This is a genomic window from Marinobacter flavimaris, from assembly GCF_002933295.1.
Classification (GTDB): Bacteria; Pseudomonadota; Gammaproteobacteria; order Pseudomonadales; family Oleiphilaceae; genus Marinobacter; species Marinobacter flavimaris.
In genome coordinates this window covers 229,550-254,546 of record NZ_PSSW01000004.1, presented here as the reverse complement: position 1 = coordinate 254,546, position 24,997 = coordinate 229,550, and the positions used below count along the sequence as shown (strand labels likewise).

General features: G+C 57.9%; 21 protein-coding genes. 15 read left to right on the top strand and 6 right to left on the bottom strand.

The genetic code is table 11. From position 1 onward, the window contains the following. Positions 1-5 precede the first annotated feature (5 nt). The 6 genes from nosR (at position 6) to MDHKLMBL_RS09640 (ending at position 7,877) form a co-directional block, all read left to right on the top strand. Complete coding sequence (gene nosR, locus MDHKLMBL_RS09665) at positions 6-2,105, top strand: transcriptional regulator NosR (protein ID WP_092032136.1); 2,100 nt, start codon at positions 6-8, stop codon at positions 2,103-2,105. Between the two features lie 64 nt (positions 2,106-2,169). Further along, positions 2,170-4,065, top strand: coding sequence for a TAT-dependent nitrous-oxide reductase (gene nosZ / locus MDHKLMBL_RS09660; RefSeq protein WP_053112950.1), 1,896 nt, complete (start codon positions 2,170-2,172; stop codon positions 4,063-4,065). 227 nt (positions 4,066-4,292) lie between these two features. Then, positions 4,293-5,561: a nitrous oxide reductase family maturation protein NosD gene (locus MDHKLMBL_RS09655; protein WP_092032133.1), complete on the top strand. Its 1,269-nt coding sequence runs from the start codon at positions 4,293-4,295 to the stop codon at positions 5,559-5,561. Beyond that, positions 5,558-6,490: an ABC transporter ATP-binding protein gene (locus tag MDHKLMBL_RS09650; protein WP_053112949.1), complete on the top strand. Its 933-nt coding sequence runs from the start codon at positions 5,558-5,560 to the stop codon at positions 6,488-6,490. The genes MDHKLMBL_RS09655 and MDHKLMBL_RS09650 overlap by 4 nt, the downstream gene beginning before the upstream one ends. Continuing rightward, positions 6,487-7,317 carry an ABC transporter permease gene (locus tag MDHKLMBL_RS09645; RefSeq protein ID WP_053112948.1) on the top strand — a complete coding sequence of 277 codons (831 nt, stop codon included), beginning with the start codon at positions 6,487-6,489 and terminating at the stop codon, positions 7,315-7,317. Before MDHKLMBL_RS09650 ends, MDHKLMBL_RS09645 begins: the two co-directional genes overlap by 4 nt. A 14-nt stretch (positions 7,318-7,331) precedes the next feature. Then, positions 7,332-7,877 (top strand): nitrous oxide reductase accessory protein NosL, encoded by a 546-nt coding sequence (locus tag MDHKLMBL_RS09640; RefSeq protein WP_053112947.1) that lies wholly within the window; start codon positions 7,332-7,334, stop codon positions 7,875-7,877. Between the two features lie 68 nt (positions 7,878-7,945). On the opposite strand, the gene moaA is transcribed toward MDHKLMBL_RS09640, so the two are convergent. Together moaA and MDHKLMBL_RS09630 are read right to left on the bottom strand one after the other, a co-directional pair. Beyond that, positions 7,946-8,938 (bottom strand): GTP 3',8-cyclase MoaA, encoded by a 993-nt coding sequence (gene moaA / locus MDHKLMBL_RS09635; RefSeq protein WP_092032036.1) that lies wholly within the window; start codon positions 8,936-8,938, stop codon positions 7,946-7,948. Positions 8,939-9,082: 144 nt separating this feature from the next. Further along, positions 9,083-11,374, bottom strand: coding sequence for a nitric-oxide reductase large subunit (locus tag MDHKLMBL_RS09630; protein ID WP_104270711.1), 2,292 nt, complete (start codon positions 11,372-11,374; stop codon positions 9,083-9,085). Between the two features lie 262 nt (positions 11,375-11,636). Between MDHKLMBL_RS09630 and MDHKLMBL_RS09625 the strand changes: the two genes are divergently transcribed. Genes MDHKLMBL_RS09625 through MDHKLMBL_RS09615 form a run of 3 tightly spaced genes read left to right on the top strand, consistent with a single transcriptional unit; the run spans position 11,637 to position 12,743 of the window. Continuing rightward, positions 11,637-11,861, top strand: a complete 225-nt coding sequence (locus MDHKLMBL_RS09625) for a hypothetical protein (protein ID WP_008175371.1) — start codon at positions 11,637-11,639, stop codon at positions 11,859-11,861. A gap of 23 nt (positions 11,862-11,884) precedes the next feature. Next, positions 11,885-12,277: a YbaN family protein gene (locus MDHKLMBL_RS09620; RefSeq protein WP_008175367.1), complete on the top strand. Its 393-nt coding sequence runs from the start codon at positions 11,885-11,887 to the stop codon at positions 12,275-12,277. Positions 12,278-12,305: 28 nt separating this feature from the next. Beyond that, the gene (locus MDHKLMBL_RS09615; protein ID WP_008175365.1) at positions 12,306-12,743 is read left to right on the top strand and encodes an RrF2 family transcriptional regulator; all 438 of its coding nucleotides are present in this window, start codon (positions 12,306-12,308) and stop codon (positions 12,741-12,743) included. 42 nt (positions 12,744-12,785) lie between these two features. On the opposite strand, the gene MDHKLMBL_RS09610 is transcribed toward MDHKLMBL_RS09615, so the two are convergent. Continuing rightward, the gene (locus MDHKLMBL_RS09610) at positions 12,786-13,859 is read right to left on the bottom strand and encodes a fatty acid desaturase family protein (protein WP_008175363.1); all 1,074 of its coding nucleotides are present in this window, start codon (positions 13,857-13,859) and stop codon (positions 12,786-12,788) included. 54 nt (positions 13,860-13,913) lie between these two features. Next, positions 13,914-15,017, bottom strand: coding sequence for a ferredoxin reductase (locus MDHKLMBL_RS09605; RefSeq protein WP_104270710.1), 1,104 nt, complete (start codon positions 15,015-15,017; stop codon positions 13,914-13,916). A 196-nt stretch (positions 15,018-15,213) separates the two neighbouring features. Here MDHKLMBL_RS09605 and MDHKLMBL_RS09600 point away from each other — a divergent pair, with 196 nt between their 5' ends. Next, positions 15,214-15,840, top strand: a complete 627-nt coding sequence (locus tag MDHKLMBL_RS09600; protein WP_008175361.1) for a TetR family transcriptional regulator — start codon at positions 15,214-15,216, stop codon at positions 15,838-15,840. Between the two features lie 12 nt (positions 15,841-15,852). Here the strand turns inward: MDHKLMBL_RS09600 and MDHKLMBL_RS09595 are convergent, their stop codons facing one another. Continuing rightward, on the bottom strand, positions 15,853-17,322 hold the full coding sequence (locus MDHKLMBL_RS09595; protein ID WP_104270709.1) for a WS/DGAT/MGAT family O-acyltransferase: 1,470 nt from the start codon (positions 17,320-17,322) through the stop codon (positions 15,853-15,855). A gap of 216 nt (positions 17,323-17,538) precedes the next feature. On the opposite strand from MDHKLMBL_RS09595, the gene MDHKLMBL_RS09590 reads away from it, so the two are divergent. The 5 genes from MDHKLMBL_RS09590 to MDHKLMBL_RS09570 all read left to right on the top strand — a co-directional run bounded on the left by MDHKLMBL_RS09590 (position 17,539) and on the right by MDHKLMBL_RS09570 (position 23,123). Beyond that, complete coding sequence (locus tag MDHKLMBL_RS09590; RefSeq protein WP_008175359.1) at positions 17,539-18,423, top strand: bile acid:sodium symporter family protein; 885 nt, start codon at positions 17,539-17,541, stop codon at positions 18,421-18,423. A 15-nt stretch (positions 18,424-18,438) separates the two neighbouring features. Further along, on the top strand, positions 18,439-18,819 hold the full coding sequence (locus MDHKLMBL_RS09585; protein ID WP_092032020.1) for a CidA/LrgA family protein: 381 nt from the start codon (positions 18,439-18,441) through the stop codon (positions 18,817-18,819). Next, positions 18,812-19,549, top strand: coding sequence for an LrgB family protein (locus MDHKLMBL_RS09580; protein WP_014578190.1), 738 nt, complete (start codon positions 18,812-18,814; stop codon positions 19,547-19,549). The genes MDHKLMBL_RS09585 and MDHKLMBL_RS09580 overlap by 8 nt, the downstream gene beginning before the upstream one ends. Before the next feature lie 101 nt (positions 19,550-19,650). After that, entirely contained in the window at positions 19,651-21,726 is a 2,076-nt protein-coding gene (locus MDHKLMBL_RS09575; RefSeq protein ID WP_104270708.1) for a TonB-dependent receptor family protein, read from the top strand. 38 nt (positions 21,727-21,764) lie between these two features. Then, a complete protein-coding gene (locus tag MDHKLMBL_RS09570) occupies positions 21,765-23,123 on the top strand; it encodes a TrpB-like pyridoxal phosphate-dependent enzyme (RefSeq protein ID WP_008175355.1) in 1,359 nt (452 codons plus the stop codon). Here MDHKLMBL_RS09570 and MDHKLMBL_RS09565 read toward each other — a convergent pair whose 3' ends face one another. Next, the gene (locus tag MDHKLMBL_RS09565) at positions 23,124-24,959 is read right to left on the bottom strand and encodes an alkaline phosphatase D family protein (RefSeq protein ID WP_241956211.1); all 1,836 of its coding nucleotides are present in this window, start codon (positions 24,957-24,959) and stop codon (positions 23,124-23,126) included. It lies immediately after the preceding gene. Positions 24,960-24,997 lie beyond the last annotated feature (38 nt).

The window sequence follows — 24,997 nt, the reverse complement described above, 5'->3', positions numbered from 1 at the left end:
TGATCATGGCCATGGCCCTGAATGCAGCGCCTTTGGCCAAGTATGAGCCCGTTGCCGGTCGTCAGGTTATCAAGCAGGCGTTTCCGGATGTCACCCGGGTCATTCCCCGCAAAGGCAATCGAGCGATCCAGGAGCTCTATGCCCGCAAGGAACTGGTGGGCTATGCCTATCAGTCCCTGGATTTTGTCCAGACGCCCGCCTACTCAGGAAAGCCGGTCAATGCCATGGTGGTGCTGGATATCGAAGGCACCATCAAGGCTGCCAAGGTCATCCACCATGACGAACCCATTCTTCTGGTGGGTATACCTGAAAGTAAGATGCACGCCTTTACCAATCAGTACACGGGCCTCAAAGCCGACCAGCGGGTAACCGTGGGCGGAACCTCTTCGGAACGAAAGGTGGCCGTTGACGGATTGTCCGGGGCCACTGTGACCGTGATGGTGATCAATGAAGTGATCATGCGCACTGCCCACCGGGTGGGAGTGGAACTGGGCATGGTTGAAGGCGAGGATGGAACCCGTCCGCCTCTGGCGACCGTCGACAAACAGGCCTTTGAACAGAAAACCTGGCAGGAACTGACCGGTGACGGCTCGGTGCGCCGGTTAATGCTTACCAAGGGCCAGGTGGATGATTCCTTCAAGGGGACGGAAGCCGAAGGCGTTGATACCGCGGGCCCGGAGGAACGCAAAGAGCCGCTGATTGATCTGTATGCCGCTTACCTGGATGCGCCCACCATCGGCCGGAATCTGCTGGGCGAGAGCCAGTACCAGTGGCTGACATCCGAGCTGGAGGAGGGCGAGCATGCCATTGCCGTGATGGCCAACGGTGAATACTCCTTCAAAGGATCGGGTTACGTTCGCGGCGGCATCTTCGACCGTATCCAGATTCGCCAGTTTGGTGACACCTTTAACTTCCGTGACCTGGACTTCTACCGGCTGAGTGATGTCTATGCCGAGGGCATGCCGGAGTTCACCGAGATGGCGATCTTCATCATTCGCCAGCAGTACAACTTCGATCCCGGTACACCCTGGACAATCGAACTCACTGTGAAGCGCCAGACCGGCCCCCTGGACAGCGAGTTCCAGGTGTTTCCGTTGGAGTACCAGCTTCCGGAGCAGTATTACACCCGTCCGGAGCCTGTAGTGTCCGAGGAAGAATGGCTGGAAAACCAGCCCATGTGGGTTCAGGTGTGGTACCAGCGGGAATTCCAGATTGTGGTGCTCGGTATCGGTATCGGCGTGCTGATGTTCATCCTGTTTTTCCAGGACTGGCTGGTGAAAAAACCGAAGATGATGCGCTGGATCCGCCACGCCTTCCTGACCTACACGCTGTTCTTCATCGGCTGGTATGCCATGGGGCAATTGTCCATCGTCAACGTGCTCACGTTTGTGAACAGCCTGATCAGTGGCTTCAGCTGGAGCACGTTCCTGATCGATCCGATGCTGTTCATCCTCTGGGCCGTGGTGGCCGGCATCATCCTCCTCTGGGGCAGGGCGGTTTACTGTGGCTGGTTGTGCCCGTTTGGCGCGCTGCAGGAGCTGCTGAATGAAATTGCCCGCAAGTTGAAGGTGCCCCAATACACCGTGCCGTTTACCGTGCACGAGCGGCTATGGGCCATCAAGTACATCATTCTGCTGGTGTTGTTCGGAGTGTCGCTGGATTCCATGGCGACCGCCGAACGGCTTGCCGAGGTGGAGCCGTTCAAGACCGCGATCACGCTCAAGTTTGATCGTAGCTGGCCCTTCGTGACCTACGCCGTCCTGCTGCTGGTGGTCAACCTGTTCACCCGCAAAGTGTTCTGCCGCTATATGTGCCCGCTGGGTGCGGCTTTGGCACTGCCGACCAAACTGCGAGTGTTCGACTGGCTCAAACGGCGCAAGGAGTGTGGCAATCCCTGCCGGTTGTGTGATCACGAGTGTGAAGTCCAGGCGATCCACCCGGACGGCCACATCAACTACATGGAATGCCATTACTGCCTCGATTGCCAGATGACCTATTTCGATGACCACAAGTGTCCGCCGCTGATCGTCAAGCGACGCGGCAAGCGCCGGGGTCATAACGCACCGGGCCACCCGGAGGAAATACCCGTGGTTCAGGTGTCTTGAGTAGTCCGATAAAAAGAAAGCATGAGAAGTAAAACCGCCATTACCAATAACGGAGTTGGATGTTATGAAAAAAAGAGATGATCTGACCAAAGACCTGCCGGAGCTTCCGGAAAGCGGCCAGAGCCGCCGTCGGTTTATGGGGGCTGCTGCGCTTGCGGGAGTCGCCGGTGCAGCCGGCCTGGGTACTGCCGTGATGTCGCGGGAGTCCTTTGCGGCTGCCGCCGAGGAGGCCCGTAACAAGTTCGTGGTGCATCCCGGCGAGCTCGACGAATACTACGGGTTCTGGAGTGGTGGTCACTCCGGTGAAGTACGGGTTCTGGGTGTACCGTCCATGAGGGAACTGATGCGCATCCCCGTGTTCAATGTGGATTCTGCCACCGGTTGGGGGATCAGCAATGAAAGCAAGGACGTGCTGGGCCATGACAATACCCACCTGAACGGCGATTCCCATCACCCCCACATTTCCATGACGGATGGTCGTTATGACGGCAAATACCTGTTCATTAACGACAAGGCCAACACTCGTGTAGCCCGGATCCGCCTGGACATCATGAAGTGCGACAAGATCACCACCATTCCGAATGTTCAGGCCATTCACGGCCTGCGTCTTCAGAAGGTTCCCAAGACCAAGTACGTGTTCTGTAACGCCGAGTATGTCATCCCCCATCCGAACGATGGCAGCGACACCAGCCTTGAAAGCAGCTTCACCATGTTCAACGCGGTGGACGCGGAAACCATGGAAGTGGCCTTCCAGGTGATTGTGGATGGCAACCTGGACAACACCGATGCCGACTACACCGGCAAATACGCCTGTGCCACCTGCTACAACTCGGAGAAGGCACTGGATCTGGCCGGCACCATGCGCAACGATCGGGATTGGGCCGTCGTGTTCAACATCGAGCGCATCGAGAAGGCAGTCCGGGACGGTAACTACAAGACCTTGGGCGACTCCAAGGTGCCTGTGGTAGACGGTCGTGCAGGCTCGGACCTGACCCGCTACATCCCGGTTCCCAAGAACCCGCATGGCCTGAATACCTCCCCGGACGGCAAGTACTTTATTGCCAATGGCAAGTTGTCGCCAACGGTCACCATTATTTCGATCGAGAAGCTGGATGACCTGTTCGACGGAGCGATTGAGCCCCGTGATACCGTGGTGGGTGAGCCAGAGCTGGGTCTTGGGCCCCTGCACACCACATACGACGGTCGGGGTAACGCCTACACCACTCTGTTTATCGACAGCCAGGTGTGCAAGTGGAACATTGCCGATGCCATCAGGCACTACAACGGCGAGGACGTGAACTACATCCGCCAGAAGCTGGATGTGCATTATCAGCCGGGCCACAACCACGCGTCTCTGACCGAATCCCGGGATGCCGATGGCAAGTGGCTGGTGGTGCTGTCGAAGTTCTCCAAGGACCGGTTCCTGCCGGTTGGACCTTTGCATGCGGAGAACGACCAGCTGATCGATATCTCCGGTGAGGAAATGAAGCTGGTTCATGATGGCCCGACCTTCGCCGAGCCTCACGATTGCATTCTGGTGCGTCGTGATCAGATCAAGACCAAGAAGATCTACGACCGTGACGATCCGTTCTTTGCCTCTGCCGTTGAGCAGGCCAAGAAAGATGGCGTGACTCTGGAAGCCGACAACAAGGTTATCCGCGATGGCAACAAGGTTCGTGTTTACATGACCTCAATTGCGCCGCAGTACGGGATGACGGAGTTCAAGGTGAAGCAGGGTGATGAGGTGACGGTGTACGTGACCAACCTGGACACCATTGAGGATGTGACCCACGGTTTCTGTATGGTGAACCATGGTGTCAGCATGGAGGTCAGTCCGCAGCAGACCTCTTCTGTGACCTTCAAGGCAGATCGTCCCGGGGTGCACTGGTACTACTGCAACTGGTTCTGTCATGCGCTGCATATGGAGATGCGGGGTCGCATGATTGTAGAGAAAGCCTGATCCACTGAGGTTCTTGCCGGGGTTCATTAATGGGCCCTGGCAAGGCCGCAGGCTTGGGTGTGGCAAACCGATGGTAAAGGGCTTTCCGAAACACGCCCGCGAGTACGTCCCTGTAGGGCTCGAATCGGGCCATCCATGGCCCTCAACGGTTTCGGAAAGCCCTTTACCATCGATTTGCACCAAACTCGGTGCAGTCCTCCTTCATCCTGACTTTTGAGAAAACATTGATGTATCGAATCATGCGTTATGGAGTGGCCCTGACCGTCGCTCTGTTATCGCTGACCGCGCAAGCGGAGCTGCAAGAACAGCTTGATGCCCTGGAACCGGGCGCGAGCTTTGAGCTTCCCCCTGAGCAGATTTCGTCTCTGGCAATCCGGGTGCCCGGTGTGTCTGTGTCTTGCCATGCCGAGACGGTGATTGACCCGGGCGGTCAGGGCAATGCGGTGGATATCATCGCCGAGGGGGTGACGTTTTCCGGATGTGCCGTTCGCAACTGGGGCAGCGATCTTAACGAGCTGGATGCGGGGATTTTTGTGGCTCGGGAGGCCAGGGGTGCGGTGGTTGCGAACAACCGTTTGCAGGGGCCGGCGTTCGGGGTGTGGTTGGATGCAACGCCGGATGTGACGGTCCGCGATAATAGGATTCGCGGTGATGACAGTCTGCGTCCGAATGACCGGGGCAATGGGATTCATCTGTTCAATACCACCGGCGCGCTGATTGAAGGCAATGACATCCGTCGGACGCGGGATGCGATTTATATCGAGACGGCGAATAACAATACGATCCGGGGCAATGAGATGGCGGATCTGCGTTATGGCATTCATTACATGTACTCGATGAATAATCTGCTGGAGAACAATGTCACCCGTAACACGCGAACCGGTTATGCGCTGATGCAGAGCAAGCGTCTGACGGTGATTAACAACCGGTCGGTGAATGATGAGAACTACGGGATTCTGATGAATTTCATTACCCAGTCGGAGCTGCGGGGCAATGTGGTGACGGGTGTGTCCCAGGGGCAGACCGCCGGTGTTGCCATTGAGGGGGCTGAAGGCAAGGCGGTGTTTATCTACAACTCGCTGTACAACACCTTTGAAGGCAATGTCTTTGCCGACAGTAATATCGGCATTCATCTGACCGCGGGCTCGGAAGACAACGAGGTTTTTGACAACGCGTTCGTGAATAATCAGCGCCAGGTCAAGTATGTCGCCACCCGCACCCAGGAGTGGTCAAAAGGGAAGAAGGGCAATTACTGGAGTGATTATCTGGGCTGGGACCGGAATCAGGACGGCGTTGGCGATGTGCCCTATGAGCCCAATGACAACGTGGACCGGCTACTTTGGAAATACCCGGAAGCGAAGGTTCTGATGTTCAGCCCGGCGGTGGATACTCTGCGCTGGGTGCAGGATGCGTTTCCGGTGGTCAAGTCCGCCGGTGTGACCGATTCCCATCCCCTGATGCGGATGCCCGCAGAGCTTCAACCGGAGAACCGATGAGCTGTTTTCACCTTGATAATGTGAGTTACCGGTACGATAAGAGCCCGGTCCTTACGGGGATCGACCTGACTCTGGAGCCGGGGGAAATTCTTGGGTTGTTCGGCCATAACGGGGCCGGTAAGACAACCTGTATCAAGCTGATCCTGGGGCTTATGACCCCTAACCAGGGATCGGTTTCCGTGCTTGGTGGTCACGCCGGTGATCCGCAGGTAACCCAGCATATCGGTTACCTGCCGGAGAATGTGATGTTCTATCCGCAGCTGACCGGTCGGGAGATTCTGAACCATTTCGCACGGCTGAAGGGCGCCTCCCTGCAACAGGTGCCTCAACTGCTGGAACAGGTTGGCCTTGGCGATGCCATGGATGCTCGTACGAAGACATACTCGAAAGGCATGCGTCAGCGTCTTGGTCTGGCGCAGGCGCTGTTGGGCAAGCCGAAGCTGCTGATGCTGGACGAGCCTACCGTTGGTCTGGATCCGGTCGCCACGGCAGATCTGTACCGGCTGCTCCGGGAACTGTGTGAGGGAGGCACCGGCATTGTGCTGTGTTCCCATGTCCTGCCCGGTGTCGAACCTTATATTGACCGTGCAGCCATTCTCACCGATGGCGCACTGAAGGCTGCCGGCGATCTGGCGGCATTAAGGCGACAGGCCAATATGCCGGTAACCCTGTCTCTGGATCCCGCCAACAGTATCTCGGCGCTGGAACATGTGATCGACAGCGCTTCGAGCAGCAGTGGCCTGATCATCAAGTCCGATAGCGGGCGCCTGCGGGTGGATGTGCAGCCAAGGGATAAAATGGCCTTGCTGCATGCAGTGATGGCGTCGGGTGAAGTGGCAGATATCAGCATTCATCAACCCAGCCTGGAAGACATCTACGTGCACTTTATCGGTTCGGGTGGCCTGGCCCACCGGGGAGGCAGCCAATGAACAGTATCTGGACCATTGCCCGCAAGGAACTCAGTGACAGCCTGCGCAACCGCTGGCTGATGGCCATTTCCCTGGTTTTCGCCACCCTGGCTTTGGGCATCGCCTGGTTTGGCGCCGCCGCCTCAGGGCAGGTGGGATATGCCTCCACGCCGGCCACCATTGCCAGCCTTGCGAGCCTTGGAATCTTCCTGATCCCGTTGATTGCACTGTTGCTGGCCTACGATGCCATCGTCGGGGAAGAAGAGGGTGGAACCCTGCTGTTACTGTTGACCTACCCTCTCAGCCGCAGCCAGTTGCTGCTCGGCAAGTTCCTGGGCCATGGCCTGACCCTGGCTTTCGCCACTGTGATTGGCTTCGGCGTCGCCGGCGTGGCCATTGCGGTGCTGGTGGAAAACGTTGCCATTGCCAGTCTCGCAGCAGCCATGCTGCGGTTTATTGGCTCCACCGTGCTTCTGGGGTGGGGTTTCATTGCCCTTGCCTACGTGATCAGTGTCCGGGTCAGCGAAAAGCCCATCGCCGCCGGCCTGGCCCTGGCGATCTGGTTCTTCTTCGTGCTGATCTTCGATCTGATGCTGCTGGGTACCCTCGTGGCGAGTGAAGGCCAGTTCAGCGCGGAACTGTTGCCCTGGCTGTTGATGCTCAATCCCACGGATATCTACCGCCTGCTCAATATCGTTGCCTTCGGCGACAGCGCCCAGCTAAGTGGCGTCCTCAGCCTCGGTGCCGATCTGCCCATCGGCGCCGCTGGCCTCTGGATTGGTCTGGTGCTGTGGTTCGCTATCCCGCTGGCGGGTGCCTTGTTACTTTTCCGAAACCGTCGTATCTGAACGGAGTTATCCCGATGAACAGAAGTAAACTCAACTGGCTCCTCGCCGCTCTGGCAGCCATAACCCTCACCGCCTGTTCGGGCAATGAGGAGCAGACCATGGCCAAACCCGAACCGGTGCATTTCGAAAGCGGCGATGAATGCCACGTCTGCGGCATGGTGATCTCCAATTTCCCGGGCCCCAAGGGTGAGGCCATAACCGAGAAAGAGCAGCACGTCCGTAAGTTCTGCTCCACCAAGGACATGTTCGCCTGGATGCTCCAGCCGGAGAATGAAAACCGTGATCACACCCTCTACGTCCACGACATGACCCAGACCGAGTGGGAGCATCCGGACGACACCGCCCTGATCGACGCCCGGGACGCTTTCTTCGTGGTTGGCTCTGACCGCTCGGGCGCCATGGGGCCGACGCTTGCCTCCTTTGCGACCGAGGAAGCCGCCCACGGGTTCATGATGGAACATGGCGGTGAGGTTCTGAAATACAGTTCGATCACCATGGAGCATCTGAATACCGGCATGGCGAAGCATGGTATGGATGGTATGGACGGAATGGACCACTAGAAATGAAAAAGGGTCAGATGAAAGCTTTCATCTGACCCTTTTGTTGTGCTGGTTGCTGTGCCGGCCGCTTAGCCGCCGGTCATGTTCATGAACCGGAGGATCTGCACATCCCCGTTGCTGGAGAAGTGATGCCGCTCCGGCTTCAGATCCATGGCATTGATAATGGTTTCCCGCAACTTGTCATCAGTCACCGGATTGCCCCGTAGCACCCTGCGCAGATCCACCGAGTGCTCGTTACCCAGGCACAGCAGCAGCCGACCTTCGACGGTCACCCGCACCCGATTACAGGTAGAACAGAAGTTGTGGGAATGGGGAGAAATGAAACCGACCCGGGTCTCGCTGTCTTCCATGCGGTAATAACGGGCGGGACCGCCGGAATCCTCGGTAGCGGGCACCAGCTCGTGATGCTTGCGGATGATGTCCCGAACTTCTTCGCTGGTGCAAAGCGCCAGGCCCCGATCGTGTTCGGAAATCTCACCCAACGGCATCTCTTCGATAAAGCTGATATCCACCTTTTTCTTGCGGGCGAACTCGATCAGCTCCGGGATCTCCTCGTCGTTGCGGCCCTTCATCACCACTGTATTGATCTTGATGCCCCGGAAGCCAGCTTCCCGGGCAGCATCAATACCGTCCAGCACATGTGACAGTTTGCCGGTGCGGGTGATGTTGCGGAATTTGTCGGCGTCCAGGGAATCCAGGCTGATGTTCAGGCGATGCATCCCCGCCTTGCGCAGAGGCTCGGCCATGGTGGTGAGCTGGCTTCCATTGGTGGTCATGGCAAAGTCGCGCAGACCGTAAGTGCCAATCTCCTTTACCAGCTCCAGGATATCCTTGCGTACCAGCGGCTCGCCGCCGGTCAGACGAATTTTTTCGGTACCCAGGTCAACGAAGTTGCGGGCAACGCGGGCAATTTCTTCCAGGGTGAGAACCTGCTGGCGGGGCAGGAAAGTCATGTCCTCGGCCATACAGTACACGCAGCGGAAATCGCACCGGTCAGTGACGGACAGACGCACGTAGTTGACGGTGCGACCAAAACGGTCTGTCAGCTTGTTCTGGGGCATCGGGTTGGTCCTGTTGCCGATTGTTTTTTAACCTGAGTATAGACCAAGTATTGCAGATCGGATCACCAATTCCGATACCCCTCGGGAGGTAAGCCTGCTGTCAGGTAATTCAGAGTGGGCCGTCCCTGGCCCGGGCTCTTTTTTTCAGGCGCTGAGCTCGCTGGTTGCGCCGCTTTCATCGGTTTCGAGGGCAACCGGCTCCAGATCCGGGAAGAAAACGCCCTTCACGACTTGCCAGGTTACGGCGAGTGCGCCAACGATGAAGACCACGTCGCCAACGGTTCTGACCCAGCGCAGGGTTTGCAGGATATCGCTCTGCATGAAGGCTTCACTGCGTGCGTACCACAGGCCCTCGCTGGCGCTGGCAATGAACTGGATAAAGCCGACCGGCAACAGGCTGGTGAACAGCATCAGGACCAGGCCAATATTCAGCCACCAGAAACCTACCTTCATCAGCCGCTCGTCAAAGATGATGCGCGGACGGATGTAACGCAGGATCATCAGTGCGAAGCCCAGGGCCAGGAACCCATAGACACCGAACAGGGCCGCGTGGGCGTGGGTGGGCGTGGTGTTCAGGCCCTGGATGTAATACAGCGCGATTGGCGGGTTGATCATGAACCCGAGCACGCCGGCACCCAGCATGTTCCAGAAGGCAACCGCCACAAAGAAGGTCAGCGGCCAGCGAATATTTTCCATCCACGGTGCGCGGGACTTCAGGCGCCAGTTTTCCCAGGCCTCGTATCCCAGGACCACAAGTGGTACCACTTCCAGTGCACTGAAGGTGGCGCCCACTGCCATTACCGGCGTGGTCGTGCCGGAGAAGTACAGGTGGTGGAAGGTGCCGGGCACGCCCCCGAGCATGAACAGGCTGGCGGATGCCAGGCTGGCAGATGTTGCCACGGTGCGGGACACCAGGCCCATGCTGCAGAAGATAAAGGCTAGGGCAGTGGTTGCGAACACTTCAAAGAAGCCTTCGACCCACAGGTGGACAATCCACCAGCGCCAGTACTCCATGATCGAGATATGAGTACGCTCGCCGTAGAAGAAGCCGGCACCATAGAACAGGCCAATGGCAACCACCGAAGCGGTCAGCAGGGCCAGCAGGTTCTTGTCACCAGGCTGGCGCAGGGCGGGAACAATACCGCGCAGCATCAGCACCAACCAGAACACGATGCCGAGGAACTTGCCGATCTGCCAGAGGCGGCCAAGGTCTACATACTCGTAACCCTGGTGGCCCAGCATGAAGCTGAGATTGGCCGGCATGATCTGGTTGATGGCGAGGAAGTTGCCAATAAACGAACCGGCAACCACAGCAACCAGGGCCCAGAACAGCACATCAACACCCAGTTTCTGGAATTTCGGATCCTTGCCGCCATTGATGATGGGGGCGAGGAACAGACCAGCGGCGAGGAAGCCGGTGGCAATCCAGAACATGGCGGACTGAATGTGCCAGGTACGCATCAGGGAGTAGGGGAACCACTCGGAGGTCTCGATGCCGTAGAAACCCTGACCTTCAACCGTATAGTGGGCAGTGAAGCCGCCAAGCATGACCTGGAAAGTGAACAGGCCAACCACCAGCAGAAGATACTTGCCCAATGCTTTCTGGGAAGGCGTAAGCCCGACTGCACTCAGTGGATCCTTCAGTGGCGCCTGCGGTTCCTCATCCTCCTTGCGAAGGAAGGCCCAGGCCCAGATCAGACCACCGACACCGGCAATCAGGAGAACCACACTGATTAACGACCAGACCACGTTCTCGCCGCTAGGCCTGTTATCGATAAGCGGTTCGTGGGGCCAGTTGTTGGTGTAGGTAACCTCGCTGTCCGGGCGTTCGGTAGCAGCGGCCCAGGCAGTCCAGAAGAAAAACTCGGTCATCCGCTCGCGACGCTCGGCGCTGGGCAGGGTGTTTTCCTTCATGGCGTAGTTTTCGCGGGTTGACTGCAGTTCCGGAGCGTCGCTGAACAGTCGGCTGTAGTAGTCGGCTGTTCTGGCAATAGCTTCGCTCCTGCGCTCGGAAAGCTGCAGAGTGCTGGTAGCGGCGTCGTAGGTATTGGTGCGGTACTCGGTCTTCAGGTCGTACTGCAGGGCGTTCTGCTGCTGCCCGCTGAGGCTGTGCCATTCCTGCCCGTACTCTTCCAGGGCTGCGATTTCCAGCCAGGTTTCCAGTTCACGGTGCAGCCAGTCGGCGGTCCAGTCCGGTGCCTGGTAGGCACCGTGGCCCCAGATCGAGCCAAGCTGCATGCCTCCGACGGACTGCCAGGCAGTTTGTCCATCAAGAATGCTTTCCTCGGTCATCAGGGTGTCGCCGTCGGCGGACACAACGCGATCCGGGATGGGCGGTGCTTCGCGGTACACCTCGGCACCGAAATACCCCAGGAGCGTGAAGGTTACTGCCAGGATTCCGATCAGCAAAAACCAGAGGCGGCGGTACTTAGCCATGGTGCGCTCCTCCCAGTCGGGTCGGGTAGGCGTCTTTCTGTTTCATAACACTGTCTCCTCATTAAACATTTATTTAAGATAAATCTTTATGCAGGAATTTTGATTTGATGCATTTAAGGTGTCAAATTTATTTTGTGGGTATATCGGAAGTCGTAGATGGGTAAGGGAAGGTTTTTAGGTGGGTGACTTTCTACGGTTTGATTTTTTTCTGGTGCCGGCTTAGCATTAAGATGTATTTATAGTAAATGTTATAGGTGGATTCATGAGTGAATACGAAAAGTGGCTTTTCACAGCAAACAGCACCCTGGGACTGTCAGTGTTGGGTTTGATGGTTACAATTCTGCTTGCATACCCGTTGGCGGGCGCGCTTGCACTGTCTGTGCAAATTGCTGCCCATATCGGAACCCTGGTTTTTGCGGTCGGTATCAAGGTGGCCTATGTGGCGCGTCTGGTTTTTCTCAGCCGTTTGGGCAGACCTGTCCATTGAATCCCGGTAGAATAGATGCAGTTATGAACCTTGGTGAGAACCCCGTGATGGGCGATCGTTTTGGGAAAACCGGATTTCGTATTCTTGCGTATATCTCGATTACGCTGGCTGCTGCAGGAGTGGTTCTGCCGTTGTTGCCCACAACACCCTTCGTTCTGCTGGCCGCATTTTTTGCCAGCAAGGGGTCTCCGGCTTTTGCTCAGTGGCTTGAAGACCATCCCAGGTTTGGTCCTGCCATTGATCAGTGGCGTACACGCAGGGCAGTGCCGGCACGGGCGAAGGTGCTGGCGTGCAGCATGATGGCCCTGAGTTGGGGGATGCTGTTTGCGTTGGGAGCGTCAGCGATGGTGTTGGGCATTTCTGGCGTATTTTTGTGCGGCACCGCCTGTTATCTGGTAACCCGACCTTCTTATTGAACGATTGCACACACGACTGGAGTATTGAATGCACATCACCCGCTACACGGATTATTCACTTCGAGTACTGATATATCTGGCAGTTCAGGGTGATCGTCTGGCGACCATTCAGGAAATCGCTGACAGCTATGACATTTCCAAAAACCACCTCATGAAGGTGGTGCACCAGCTGAACAAGAAGGGCTACATTGAAACCATCCGGGGCAAAAAGGGTGGAATGCGTCTGCATCGGGCGCCCTCGGATATTAACGTTGGTATCCTGGTACGGGAAACCGAACAGGACCTGAGCATCGTGGAGTGCTTTTCCTCCAAGAACGCCTGCAAGATAACCCCCGTGTGTGGCCTGAAATCGATGTTCGGTGAGGCGTTGAAGGCCTTCCTGGAAGTGCTGGACAAGTACACCCTGGCCGATGTTATCCAGGATCAGCACAGGCCCCAGCTCTTGAGATTACTTCAGATAGCCTGACGCGGCCAGGCGCGCCCTTGGCGCCTGGCCGCTCCAGCCCTGTCAGGCCGCTCTGGCCATTCCCATCAACTTCTCCGGCAGTGAATGTCGGAGTATGCGTTTGACTACCGTGCCGTACTGCTTGGCAAAACTGCCGGTGTTGTAGTGAATGCCGTGCTTTCGACACACCGCCTGTACCTTCCCGGAAATCTCCGGATACCGGTGGGCGGGCAGGTCCGGGAACACGTGGTGTTCCACCTGGTAGCTAAGATGGCCGCTCAGAATATGAAGCCAGCGGCCCCCGGTGAAGTTTGAGGACCCCGTGAGCTGGCGCAAATACCAGTGGCCCTTGCTCTCGCCCTCGCATTCCTCCTCTGTGAAGGTTTCCGCATCCTGGGTAAAGTGGCCACAAAAAATCACCGTGGATGACCAGAGATTACGGATCAGGTTGGCGCCCACATTCCCCGCCAGAACAATCGGAGCCACCGGAAAGGTAAGCAGCGGGAAGAAAACGTAGTCCTTGAAGGCCTGGCGGCCACCCTTGCGGGCGAATTGCTTCAGGAACGGCAGTTTTTCCCGCCAGCTTATTTCCCGGCTTCGCAGCTTCTCGGTTTCAAGTTCGTGCAGGCCCACGCCCCATTGGAAGAACACGCTCAGCAGAATGTAATTGATGAACTGCAGCGTGTGCCAGGGTTTCCAGGGCTCGTCATCGGTCAGTCGTAAGACGGCGTAGCCGTAGTCACGGTCCTTGCCGATGATGTTGGTGTAGGTGTGATGTTCATAGTTATGGGTACGGCGCCAGGAGTCACCTGTGCAGACCGTATCCCACTCGTAGGTCTGGGAATTCAGGCTCGGGTCGTTCATCCAGTCATACTGGCCGTGCATGACATTGTGACCGATCTCCATATTTTCCAGGATCTTGGCAATGCCGAGGGTTGCCGTGGCAGCAACGAACACCGGCGGAAGGAAGCCGAATGGCATCATGATCCGGCCACCGGCCTCAAGACTCCGGTGCAGCCGGATCATTCTCCGGATGTAACGTGCGTCCCGTTCTCCGAGGTCCGCCAGAACCTCCTCCCGGATCGCGTTCAGATCGGTTTCAAGTTCTGCGAGTTGCGCTTCGGTCATCTTTTTCATGGTCATACTCCCTGCGGTGCGCTCAGGCCCCGCAATAAAATCGGATGTGGGTTCTTAAAGGTCGAGTGAGACCGGGCCGCGGGGAACGGAGATACAAAGTTGGACAGTCTCCTCGCCGGGGCCGGAAGTTTGGCCGGTCAGACGGTTGATGACGGTACCCGTGGTTTTCCGGCAACTGCACTGGTGGCAGATGCCCATGCGGCATCCGTGGCGCGGTGTCAGTCCGGCGGCCTCGGCGATTTCCAGCAGGGTGGCATCGCCCTCGGAATCGACCATCATCTGGCTGCTCTCAAACTGAACCTCACCACCGAGTGTTTCGTTTCCAAGGTTGGCACTTGGCACTGAAAAGAACGTGCTGTGGATATCCGCGTCAGCAAAGCCTCTCTCGGAGAGGAGGCCCTGGGCCAGATCCATCAGGCCTTTGGGGCCGCAGAGATAGACCTGCCGAGCCTTGATGCCTGGCACTGTGTCCAGATCCTGGCCACGCAGGTAGCGGGGTTCCCTGGACTCGTTGGTGGCGATGATATTAAGCGTGAGGGCGCTATAGCGTGCCTTCAGGGCCAACAGTTTCTCCCGGGCAATAACGTCATCACGGGTTCTGACGAAATACAGCAGAGTCACCGGTGCCCGGTAATCCTGGGCCGCCATGGTCTCAAGCTGGCTCAACACTGGCGTGATGCCGCTGCCACCGGCAATAAACAGCACCGGTTGGGCCGGTTCTGGTATCAGAAAATCACCAAAGGCTTCGCCCAGACCGATTACCGCCCCAGTTTGCAGGTGATCGTGAAGCCAGTTGGTCACCAGGCCGCCGGGAAGGCGTTTGATGGTCAGCGTGACCAGTCCCTGTTCCTGCCAGAGCAGGGGTGAGCTCGAGAGGCTGAACGTACGGTTTCGGCGTACTCCATCCACTTCAACACAGATGTTCACATGCTGGCCCGCGCGGAAGCCCGACCAGCGCCTGGCCGGTTTCAGAACCAGTGTCTTGGTGTCCCCGGTTTCAGAAAGGATCTGCTCCACTCTGGCCGGTGTGTACTCTTGTACCCACATGGGGTTGATGCGTTCCAGCAGTGGGTCAAAAAACGCTTCCGGGTCATCCCGGTTGAATAGCTGCCTTCCGAGCCAGTGAAGGGCTTTTTGCTGGGTCTGTTTCGCTAACATGATCGTTGCCTCCCTGAGGCTTTTCGCTGTCCGTGTGTACAAGTGTTCACTTATGTGTACGAATGTACACACGACTACGTAAACTGACAACGGCTGAGCTCGTAATGGCTCAAAATGACAAGCATTCTGTACTTTTATTTTTTGGGATGTGTACACTTGTGAACCATTGGCTAACGGCAGGCGGTATGGGCACAGGATGGCGGAAAAACAGCGAAGAAAGCCCGGTGAAACCCGCGAGAAACTGATGACCGCGGCGTTAACCCTGGTAGGCAAGGGCCGGCATTTCGCCAGTCTTGGTATCCGGGAGGTGACACGTCAGGCAGGCGTGGTGCCCACCTCGTTTTACCGGCATTTCCGCAATATGGACGATCTGGGGTTGCAGCTTGTGGATGAGCTGGGCCTGGTGCTACGCAGGATGATGCGAGAAGCCCGGGCGAATGTGTTGCAGGCGGACAAACTGATTGAAGAGTCGGTGGCCATCTTTATCAGCCACGCGCAGGCCAACCGGAGTTTCTTTCTGTTCATGGCCCAGGGGCTGGCCGGTGAGAGCAGGGCAGTGCAGGAAGGTATCCGGAGCGAGATGCGTTTCTTTGCCAGTGAGCTTGCGAATGATCTGCGCAGGTTGAGGCTGGTGGACCATCTGACCGATCAGGATCTGGACATGACCTGTGACCTGGTGGTGCGCAGTGTCGCCTTCAGCCTGACTGATCTGCTCGGCGTATCCGCCGAAGACGACTATCAGATCGAGCAGATCAGGAAGCGGACCACCCGCTTCCTGCAACTGATTTTCGTGGGCGCCGCCCACTGGCAAAGCGCGGGCTGATTGTCCGTTGTATCAGTCCGCTTTACTCTTTTTCGTCGACTGTTTGCGCGGCGCACTGGGCTTGGCCGCAGCTTTCGGTTTGGCCTTTGGCGGAAGAATCAGGCTTTCCAGTTCGTCCAGTGCTTCACCCGTGTAAACCGCAAGTCTCTGCATACTTGGCAGGGTATCCCTGCAGCCCGTATAGCCGAAGTTCAGTGAGCCGTCATAGCTCAGGCAGGTGATGTTCAAAGCGCCACCGTGAGTAATCAGCGAGACAGGGTACATGGCTTCCAGTTTCGCGCCCTCGTAGTAGAGCGTTCTCTGGGGCCCCGGCACATTGGAGATCGTGACGTTAAATACCGGCCGCATGCGACCGCCAAGGCCGGACATCAGCTGCAGTATATAAGGCGACATCAGGAGCATGGTGTACTGGGTGAGCGCGCTTTTGGGCAGCTTCTGCAAATGCTCTTTGGCCCTTCGCGTTGACGCCTTGATGTTTTGCAGGCGGGTCAGCGGATCGGCTTCGTCGGTCGCAAGCGAAGAGATCATGAAACTGATCTGGGTGCCTGTCCCTTCGTCATCGGACGGCCGGATGTTGACCGGTATGCCGGCGGTGAGGGGAGCGTCCGGCAGTTCATTCTGTTCCAGCAGAAAACGCCTGAGGGCAGTTCCGCACAGGTACAGAACGATATCGTTGAGGGAAGCGCCGGAAACGTGGGCAAGTTCCTTGATCCTGTCGAGCTGATAATGCTGGGTGGCAAACCGGCGCTGGCCGGTAACCCGGTGATTGATCTTGGAGACGGGCCCGGTGAACGGCGCCGTCAGACCGTCCTCGGGGTGGCGGACCGAATGCACCAGCCGGTTGCCCGCCTGCAGCAGACGCGGTGCCATATCTGCCTGCAGTTTCAGGGCATCCATGGCCTGTGAAACCGCACCGGGCACGCTGGCCTCGGAATCGGATTTGCTGCCGCGACGGCGCTCCGGCCGAACCGACCAGGGTGGCGGCATGTCCCGTTTGTCGGGATCGGTTGTCAGTACCCGTTGCATCAGGCGTACACCACTGATGCCATCAATCATGGAATGATGCATCTTGGTGTAGAGCGCAAAACGGTTGTTCTCGAGGCCCTCGATAACGTGGCATTCCCAGAGTGGGCGGGCAAAATCCAGGGGGTTGGAGTGCAGGCGCGATACCAGTATGCCCAGTTCCCGTTCACCGCCGGGGCGCGGCAGTGCCGAGTGACGCACGTGGTAATCCAGATCGATTTTCTTGTCGACTTTCCAGCCCGGCGCCAGTACCCGACCCAACAGCCCGGACCAGGCAAGCTTTAAACCCCAGGGGGGCGCGACATCGCCGGTTTCCTTCATGCGGGTCACCATGTCCCGGAGGAAGGTTTCAGGGGCGCCCTCCGGTAGCGAAAAGATCTGCAGGTTGCCCACATGCATGGGGGTGTCTTCAGATTCTACGGCCAGCCAAGAGGCATCCAGCGTTCCCAGGCGTTTCATTCCTTGTGCGTCTCCACCAGTATCCACGTATTTTAGTTATCTGCTGCAAGTATACTTGCAACTGCTTCGTGACACGATGTTTCAGGTCATAAAGTTCCCCGGTTTTGCAGTGCTTTATCGCCTCAAACGTTTGCCGTTTTAGTCTCCCGAAAGAGGCGAGTGTGTGCTACTTTTCATCGGTTGGTTGCAGTAAAAACAAAAACATCCGGAGGCGTTGTGGAATCCAGCCCGCTTATCTCGGCAGGTCTGCCGATTGCTCTGTTCATCATAATGATCGGTATCGGCATGACCCTGACGATACGAGACTTCCGCCAGGTGGCGGTGTATCCGAAAGGGATGATCGTCGGCACCATTGCCCAGATTCTCGTCATGCCCCTCATCGCCTTCATGCTGGCCACGTTGCTGGCGGTTCCGCCGGCCATAGCGGTCGGACTGGTGATCATCGCTGCCTGCCCTGGAGGCACCACCTCGAATCTGTTTGTGCTGCTCTCGCGGGGGAACATTGCCCTCTCCATAGTACTGACCGTCAGCGCCAGCCTGATCACCATTCTTACCCTGCCGCTGTTTACCAATATTGCCCTTCAGTACTACATGGGAACCGAGGAAGACATTGTGCTGCCGGTCTGGAAAACCGTGGGCATGCTGATTGGCATCGTGCTCTTCCCGGTCGCCATCGGGATGGTGGTTCGTACCCGCAAGCCGGAGGTTGCCCGCAAGGCAGAAAGCATTGTGAGTATCTTCGGCGGTATCGTGCTGGCGGTGCTGATCGTGGCGCTGGTGTACGGTGTTCGCGACCAGATCTGGGAGCTCCTGAAGCAGGCGGGGCCGGCAACCATCCTGTTGAATCTGGCCGGTATTGGTCTCGGCCTGGCGGCCGGCCGGATGGCGGGTCTGACCCAGCGGGAATCCCTGGCAGTGGCGGTGGAGCTGGGTGTAAAGAACGGCACCATTGCCCTCATGGTCACTCTGACTCTGCTGGAATCCAGCGCCATGTCGATCCCGGCTGCGGTCTACGGGGTGCTGATGTTCCCCATCGGCTTTGTTCTCGCCATGTATGGTCGAAGCATCATTCCCATTTCGACGGTACAGAGCAAAAACTGACTGGAGTCCTGCGTTATGCAGTTCCTGAACGGCATTACCCTTCTGCTTGTCTACCAGTTGATAGGGGAGATTACAGTTCGCTTGCTCGGTGTTCCCATCCCCGGGCCCGTACTTGGCATGGTGATGCTGTTCGTAACTTTGATGATACGGGGCAAGGCGCCGGAGTCTGTCGATCAGGCGTCCACGGCCTTACTCAGTCATCTCTCGCTTCTGTTTGTTCCCGCTGGCGTGGGCATGATGGCGCACTTTGGCCGCATCGCCGACGAGTGGCTTCCAATAACCCTGGCGCTGTTGTTAAGTACCGTGATTACCATGGTTGCCACCGCGCTGATCATGCAGGTAACCACCCGCTGGTTTGCCAAGCCGCTTGCTGAAAAGGAGGGCGGCGATGAATGAGCCGGGCCTGCAAGACATCTGGGTATATCTCTCCGCATCACCGCTATTGGGGCTCACGATCACCCTGGTGGCCTATGGCCTGGCCTACCGGCTGTATCTGAAAACCAACTCCAACCCTCTGGCCAACCCGGTGGTCACGTCCGTCGCCATGCTTATTATTCTGCTGCTGGCGACAGGCACCTCCTACAGCGATTATTTTGAAGGCGGCCAGTTTGTTCACTTTCTGCTCGGTCCGGCCACGGTGGCGTTGGCCGTTCCCCTGTACCAGCAGTTTTCCAGGCTTCGACAGCTCTGGTTACCGGTGACCATTTCGCTCTTTTGCGGCGTTGTCATCGCCGCAGGCAGCTCTATCGGCCTGGCCCGGCTTCTGGGTGGGTCTACGGAGATCCAGATGTCCCTGGCCCCGAAATCGGCAACGGCGCCGGTGGCCATGGGGATTTCCGAAAAAATTGGCGGCCTTCCGTCGCTGACTGCCGTATTGGTTGTTATCACGGGCATCACCGGCGCCGTTCTGGGCACCAAGCTCTTTGAGTGGATCCGGGTTCGCGATGACACCGCCAGGGGCATTGCCATGGGTGTTGCAGCACACGGTATCGGGACCGCCCGGGCGTTTCAGGTAAGTTCGCAGATGGGTGCTTTTTCCGGGCTTGCGATGGCGCTTTCCGCCTTCGCTACCGCCTTGCTCGTGCCCTGGCTGGTCGATCTGCTTGAAGCCTGGATCCCCGCCTGAGCCGGCTCTTCCGATGGATTCAATGGGATAACTCCATTTCCCCATCGCTGGCGTACCCGTTATCAAGAGAAACCTTGATAAGCGAACCCTGAGGAGGCCCCTTGAGCAGGAATAACTACCTGGCAGTGCTTGTTCTGTCACCGGTGTGGATGTCGAGCTCGCTTCCGGCGATTGCACAGTCGTCATTGGACAACGATGAGGAGCTGGTGCTTCAAGTAACGTCACCAAGACTGGTTCGGGATCTGTACGAAACGCCCGCGGCAGTCTCGGTCATCAACGCACCCGATATCCGTGAGGGTCAGCAGCGTCTGCAACTGGATGAATCCCTCAATACCGTTCCGGGCCTGTTTTTTCAGAACCGCTACAACTTCGCCCAGAATCTCAGATTGTCTACTCGCGGATTTGGTGCCAGAGCGCCCTTCGGTATTCGGGGTATCCGGATTCAGGTGGATGGTATCCCCTACACGCTGCCCGATGGCCAGTCCCAGATCGATGCCATTGATCTGGATTCCGCCCAGCGAATCGAGGTCATTCGGGGGCCTGCCTCCGTTCAGTATGGGAATGCCGCGGGCGGTGTGATCGATATTTCCACTGCGTTGGGTGATGAGCTGCCCCAGGGCGGTCGGCTGCGGCTCGATGGCGGCAGTGACGACTATCGCAAGGCCGCGATACAGGGAAATGGCGTTGATGGTGATACCAGCGGCATAGCAACGCTTTCCTGGCTGACCTTTGATGGCCACCGGGAGCAGAGCAAGGCAGAGAAAGCACTGTTCAACGCCCGTGTGGCACGGGATCTGGATTCTGGACGGCGGATAACCGCCACATTCAACGCGCTGCATAACCCCAAATCCGAAGATCCGGGTGGGCTCACCCTGGCCCAGGCCGAAGAAGATCCGGAGCAGGCCACCGCATTGGCCAAGAGGCTGGACAGCAGCCAGACCGTGAACCAGCAGACCCTGGGTGTAAGATTTGAAGACTCGGGCGTCCTTCCCGGCCAACTCACCCTCGATACCTTCTACACTCACCGGGATTTCGCACAGCAGTTGCCGTTTCCCGGAAGCAGCCGCATAGCCTACGACCGGCACTTTTACGGCATCAGTTCCCAGTATCAGCAGGAATCGACGCTGGCCGGATTGCCTCTGGTGTGGGTAACCGGCCTGGATGTTCACCATCAGTCCGACGACCGGCGCCGCTATTCGGTGTCTATCGATGGCGATATCACCGGCCAGACCCAGGCGGAAAACCAGAGTGCTACCAATGTGGCGGTGTTTGGCCAGGGCGACCTGGCGCTGAGCGACGCACTCAACGTCTCCCTTGGCGTGCGGTTCGACCGGTTGCGTCTGGCCATTGACGACGACTGGCTGCAAGACGGTAACGATGATTCGGGCAACCGGACTTTCCGGGAATACAGTGGCGTTGCCGGTATCAGCTACAAGCTGGCACCGGCGCACCAGGTATACGCCACCCTCGGTACGGCGTTCGAGTCACCCACCTTTACCGAGTTTGCCAATCCGAATGGCGGCGGCTTCAATCCCGAGCTGGAGCCGCAGCAGGCATTGAATCGCGAGATGGGTATGCGCGGCATGCTTGGCCGTGGCCTCAGCTATGACATGGCCCTGTTCTCCATCCGGGTGGAGGACGAGATCCTGCCCTTTAACGTGGGCGATCAGACCTTCTACGAAAACGCCGGCGAAACCCGTCGCAATGGTTTTGAACTGGGTCTGGCCTGGGACCTTTCGTACGCCTGGCGGGTAACCAGCGCGCTGACCCTGGCGGATTACGAGCTAAGGGACTTTGTGGATGAGCAGGGCAACGACGCCAGCGGCAACGCTATTCCAGGTCTGCCGGAGCAACTCTGGGTGAGCGAGCTGGAGTGGCGCGGTGCAGCCGGTCGTTTCGCGGCTCTGGAGTGGCAGTATGTGGGCGAGTTCTACGCCGAAAACAGCAACCAGACCCTGGTGAGTGACTATTGGCTGGTCGGTATGCGTGCCGGCGATTCAGTACGGATGGCGGATCAGGCCCTGAACCTGTATGCCGGGATCCGCAATCTGCTGGATCAGGACTACTTCAGTAACGTGCGGATAAATGCCAATGCGAACCGCCCTGTGGAAGACCGGGGCTATTTCGAACCCGCCCCGGGAAGAACTTTTTATGCGGGCCTGGAATGGGTATTCTGAGGGGCGATAACAACACAAACAGTAGGGATTTTTAATTCATGCAAACCAAGTTCCTTCTCGAAGAAAGCCAGATGCCGAAATACTGGTACAACCTGCAGGCGGACCTCCCCGAGCCGCTGCCGGCCGTCTTGCATCCGGGTACCCAGCAGCCGGTGGGCCCATCGGATCTGGAACCGTTGTTTCCGATGGCGCTGATCGAACAGGAAGTGACCACCGAACGGGAAATAGAGATTCCTGAGCCGGTGCGTGATGTCTACAACCTATGGCGTCCGGCGCCGCTTTATCGGGCCCATCGCCTCGAGAAGGCCCTCGGCACGCCGGCAAAGATTTTCTACAAATACGAAGGCGTCAGCCCGGCGGGCAGTCACAAACCGAATACTGCAATTCCCCAGGCTTTCTACAATCGTGAAGCGGGCATTCGCACCCTCACTACCGAAACCGGTGCAGGGCAGTGGGGCACATCGCTGTCCTTTGCCGGCTCTCTGTTCGATATCGACGTTACGGTGTTCCAGGTTAGGGTTTCCTACAACCAGAAGCCCTATCGCCGAGCGGTCATGGAAACCTACGGCGCCAAATGTGTGGCTTCGCCCTCGGAGCTGACCGAGTTTGGCCGCAAGGTGCTGGCAGAGACTCCGGACCACAATGGTAGTCTGGGCATCGCCATCTCCGAAGCGGTGGAACTGGCGGTCAAGGACCCGAACACCAAGTATGCCCTGGGCTCGGTTCTCAACCATGTGTTGCTTCACCAGAGCATCATCGGCCTGGAAGCCATGCAGCAGATGGAAATGGCGAACTGCTGGCCCGATGTGATTGTGGGTTGTACTGGCGGTGGTTCCAACTTTGCCGGAATTGCTTTCCCGTTTATGGGGCACGCCCTGAGAGGCGGCGAGAAATCCCGGATTGTGGCGGTAGAGCCCTCGGCCTGTCCCACGCTGACCCGGGGCAAGTACGCCTACGATTACGGTGATACTGCCCACATGACCCCGCTGACCAAGATGCATACCCTGGGCTCCGGCTTTACACCGCCGGGCTTCCACGCCGGCGGTCTGCGGTACCACGGTATGGCACCCCTGGTTTCACATGCCAAGGAGCTGGGGCTGTTTGATGCGGTGTCCTACACTCAGCGGGAGTGCTTCGAGGCCGGCGTTCTGTTTGCGAGGAACGAAGGTATCGTGCCGGCTCCGGAGGCCAACCATGCGGTCAAGGGTGCCATTGACGAAGCCCTGCGCTGCAAGCGGGAAGGCAAGGATGAGGTGATCCTGTTCAACCTCTGCGGTCATGGCCATTTTGATATGGCAGCCTACACCTCCTACTTCGCCGGTGAACTGAGCGACCACGAGTACGACGAACAGGAACTGGCCATGGCCCTGTCCGGGCTGCCCTCGGTCAACGCCTGATCAGTCGTCTTTCGCCCGCTGTTTGAAAATCGTACCCCCGCCGCCGGCATCCAGTTGTCGGATGGCGGTGGGTGCGCCCTCGTCATCCAGTCGCACGTCTCCGATGCCCGCGCCGTTCCACAGCCGCTCGCCGGCCTCGCGGCCCTCGGGTAGCCTGGGGGAAATCCACATGCGCCGTCTCTTGGTGAACCAGTTAAGGGGCGACCAGGGTGCGAACAGCCAGCGATTGAGCCGGTCCAGCCATTCCAGCAGGGCGTTGGGGAATTCGTTCTTGATGCCGCTACTGGTGATCTGCCAGACGCGGGGACCGTTCTGTTTGTGGCGCACCCTCACATCGTAGGCAAACGAATAGTGAACATCGCCTGAGAGAATCACGAAGTGTCTGGGCGTTCGGGGGTGGCCGAAGATATTCAGTAGCACACTGGCCGCGCCCCGATGCGCCATCCAGTTTTCAGCATCCACCAACAGCGGCTTGCCAAAGAAGGTAAACACCCGCTGGATCATCTCGATGAGCTTTACCCCGAACATTGGCGCCGGCGAAACCACCACGACGGCATCCTCGCCCATGATTTCGTGTTGAAAATCGGTCAGTGATTCCCAGTCCATCAGTCCGGAGGGGTGACTGCGCCGGATTTCGCTCCGCCAGCGATGGGTGCGGGTGTCCAGCACCACCAGTCTGGGTGATGTTGGCAGGCTGAAGTGCCAGTGTTGAAAGTGGAACAGCTGGTCGATCAGATCATCCTGAATGGCCGTATCCAGCTCGTGTTGCCCGTTGCTGGACTCGAACAGCCTCTGACACTGTTCGATCAGTTGGCCGAAATTGCCAGGCTGGTTGCCCCAGCCCTGGCACAAAAGATAGCCCAGCAGGGCATTGCCAATAATGCGCCGGGAAAAGGGGTGTTCGTAAGCGGTGGTTTCCCAGAGCGCGGAGAGATTCCAGTCGTCCGTCACGTCATGATCGTCAAAGATCATATAGACGGGCACGTTGGCCATGGCCCGCGCTGCCTGCGGAAGGCTCTTGCGGAACTCGTTGATGGCGGCCTGTTCTTTCCGATAGCGCGCCAGCTCGTCCGGGTCATCGACCGGTTCAGCACTGGTCACACACGCCCAGGGTTCCGGGGACCAGACCAGCAGATACATGGCCATCACCTCGGCAAAGGAAATCAGGTGATTGCCCGCATTGGCCGTGGTGAACACCGGTTTGCGGACGCCACCGAAGAAGCGCTCGGTCAGGTCTTCATTGAATTCGGATTCCGGCAGCAGTTCATCCCGGTGGTAATAGGCATTCGCCACCGAAGTCAGTTCCTTGCTGTGCGAAAGCGAGGCGCCTTCCAGTACCTCCTGGTAAAGGCCCAGTTGGTGAATGACACACTGGATGGCATGTAACATCGGGCCGGCCACATCATCGGCGTAAACCTGGTCGCCGGTCATCAGGAGCAGAGACGGAACGTCCTCAAGCTTCTTTGCCTTCTGCAGCTCTTCATCCACTCGAACCAGCCCGTCAGGAGAGGGGTGGTGGGGTCTTCGGCAGGAGCCGTGGAGTATTCGGTCCAGCCTGGATTTCAGGGTAAAGCCCGGCCTCTCCCGGCCCTCGGGGCAGAGATGTGGAGCCCACGTCCGGATCCACTTGCAAACCTCTGAGCCGTCGGCGGTGAGCCCCAGGTCGTATTCCAGCCGGGTGTCCTGTGGAAGAGCAGTTTCAGGAGTAATGGTCAGCAGATTCAACCAGGCTCGGGTACCGACCCACAGCCGGGTAATCTCTGAATTCTCCAGCGGGCGATCCAGGAGGAGATCTTCGCCCTGGAAAATTCGCACAGTGAAGGAGGCCCGCTCCATTGTGACGAGCCATAAAACTATCGCGTCAGGCGCTGAAT

Bases quoted from the DNA above. Each gene is read 5' to 3' on its own strand.
- nosZ (WP_053112950.1), top strand. From the start codon at position 2,170: ATGAAAAAAAGAGATGATCTGACCAAAGACCTGCCGGAGCTTCCGGAA.
- MDHKLMBL_RS09650 (WP_053112949.1), top strand. From the start codon at position 5,558: ATGAGCTGTTTTCACCTTGATAATGTGAGTTACCGGTACGATAAGAGC.
- MDHKLMBL_RS09565 (WP_241956211.1), bottom strand. From the start codon at position 24,959: ATGGAGCGGGCCTCCTTCACTGTGCGAATTTTCCAGGGCGAAGATCTC.
- MDHKLMBL_RS09640 (WP_053112947.1), top strand. From the start codon at position 7,332: ATGAACAGAAGTAAACTCAACTGGCTCCTCGCCGCTCTGGCAGCCATA.
- MDHKLMBL_RS09625 (WP_008175371.1), top strand. From the start codon at position 11,637: ATGAGTGAATACGAAAAGTGGCTTTTCACAGCAAACAGCACCCTGGGA.
- MDHKLMBL_RS09630 (WP_104270711.1), bottom strand. From the start codon at position 11,374: ATGGCTAAGTACCGCCGCCTCTGGTTTTTGCTGATCGGAATCCTGGCA.
- MDHKLMBL_RS09600 (WP_008175361.1), top strand. From the start codon at position 15,214: ATGGCGGAAAAACAGCGAAGAAAGCCCGGTGAAACCCGCGAGAAACTG.
- MDHKLMBL_RS09580 (WP_014578190.1), top strand. From the start codon at position 18,812: ATGAATGAGCCGGGCCTGCAAGACATCTGGGTATATCTCTCCGCATCA.
- MDHKLMBL_RS09620 (WP_008175367.1), top strand. From the start codon at position 11,885: ATGAACCTTGGTGAGAACCCCGTGATGGGCGATCGTTTTGGGAAAACC.
- MDHKLMBL_RS09570 (WP_008175355.1), top strand. From the start codon at position 21,765: ATGCAAACCAAGTTCCTTCTCGAAGAAAGCCAGATGCCGAAATACTGG.
- MDHKLMBL_RS09595 (WP_104270709.1), bottom strand. From the start codon at position 17,322: ATGAAACGCCTGGGAACGCTGGATGCCTCTTGGCTGGCCGTAGAATCT.
- moaA (WP_092032036.1), bottom strand. From the start codon at position 8,938: ATGCCCCAGAACAAGCTGACAGACCGTTTTGGTCGCACCGTCAACTAC.
- MDHKLMBL_RS09610 (WP_008175363.1), bottom strand. From the start codon at position 13,859: ATGAAAAAGATGACCGAAGCGCAACTCGCAGAACTTGAAACCGATCTG.
- nosR (WP_092032136.1), top strand. From the start codon at position 6: ATGGCCATGGCCCTGAATGCAGCGCCTTTGGCCAAGTATGAGCCCGTT.
- MDHKLMBL_RS09605 (WP_104270710.1), bottom strand. From the start codon at position 15,017: ATGTTAGCGAAACAGACCCAGCAAAAAGCCCTTCACTGGCTCGGAAGG.
- MDHKLMBL_RS09585 (WP_092032020.1), top strand. From the start codon at position 18,439: ATGCAGTTCCTGAACGGCATTACCCTTCTGCTTGTCTACCAGTTGATA.
- MDHKLMBL_RS09645 (WP_053112948.1), top strand. From the start codon at position 6,487: ATGAACAGTATCTGGACCATTGCCCGCAAGGAACTCAGTGACAGCCTG.
- MDHKLMBL_RS09615 (WP_008175365.1), top strand. From the start codon at position 12,306: ATGCACATCACCCGCTACACGGATTATTCACTTCGAGTACTGATATAT.
- MDHKLMBL_RS09655 (WP_092032133.1), top strand. From the start codon at position 4,293: ATGTATCGAATCATGCGTTATGGAGTGGCCCTGACCGTCGCTCTGTTA.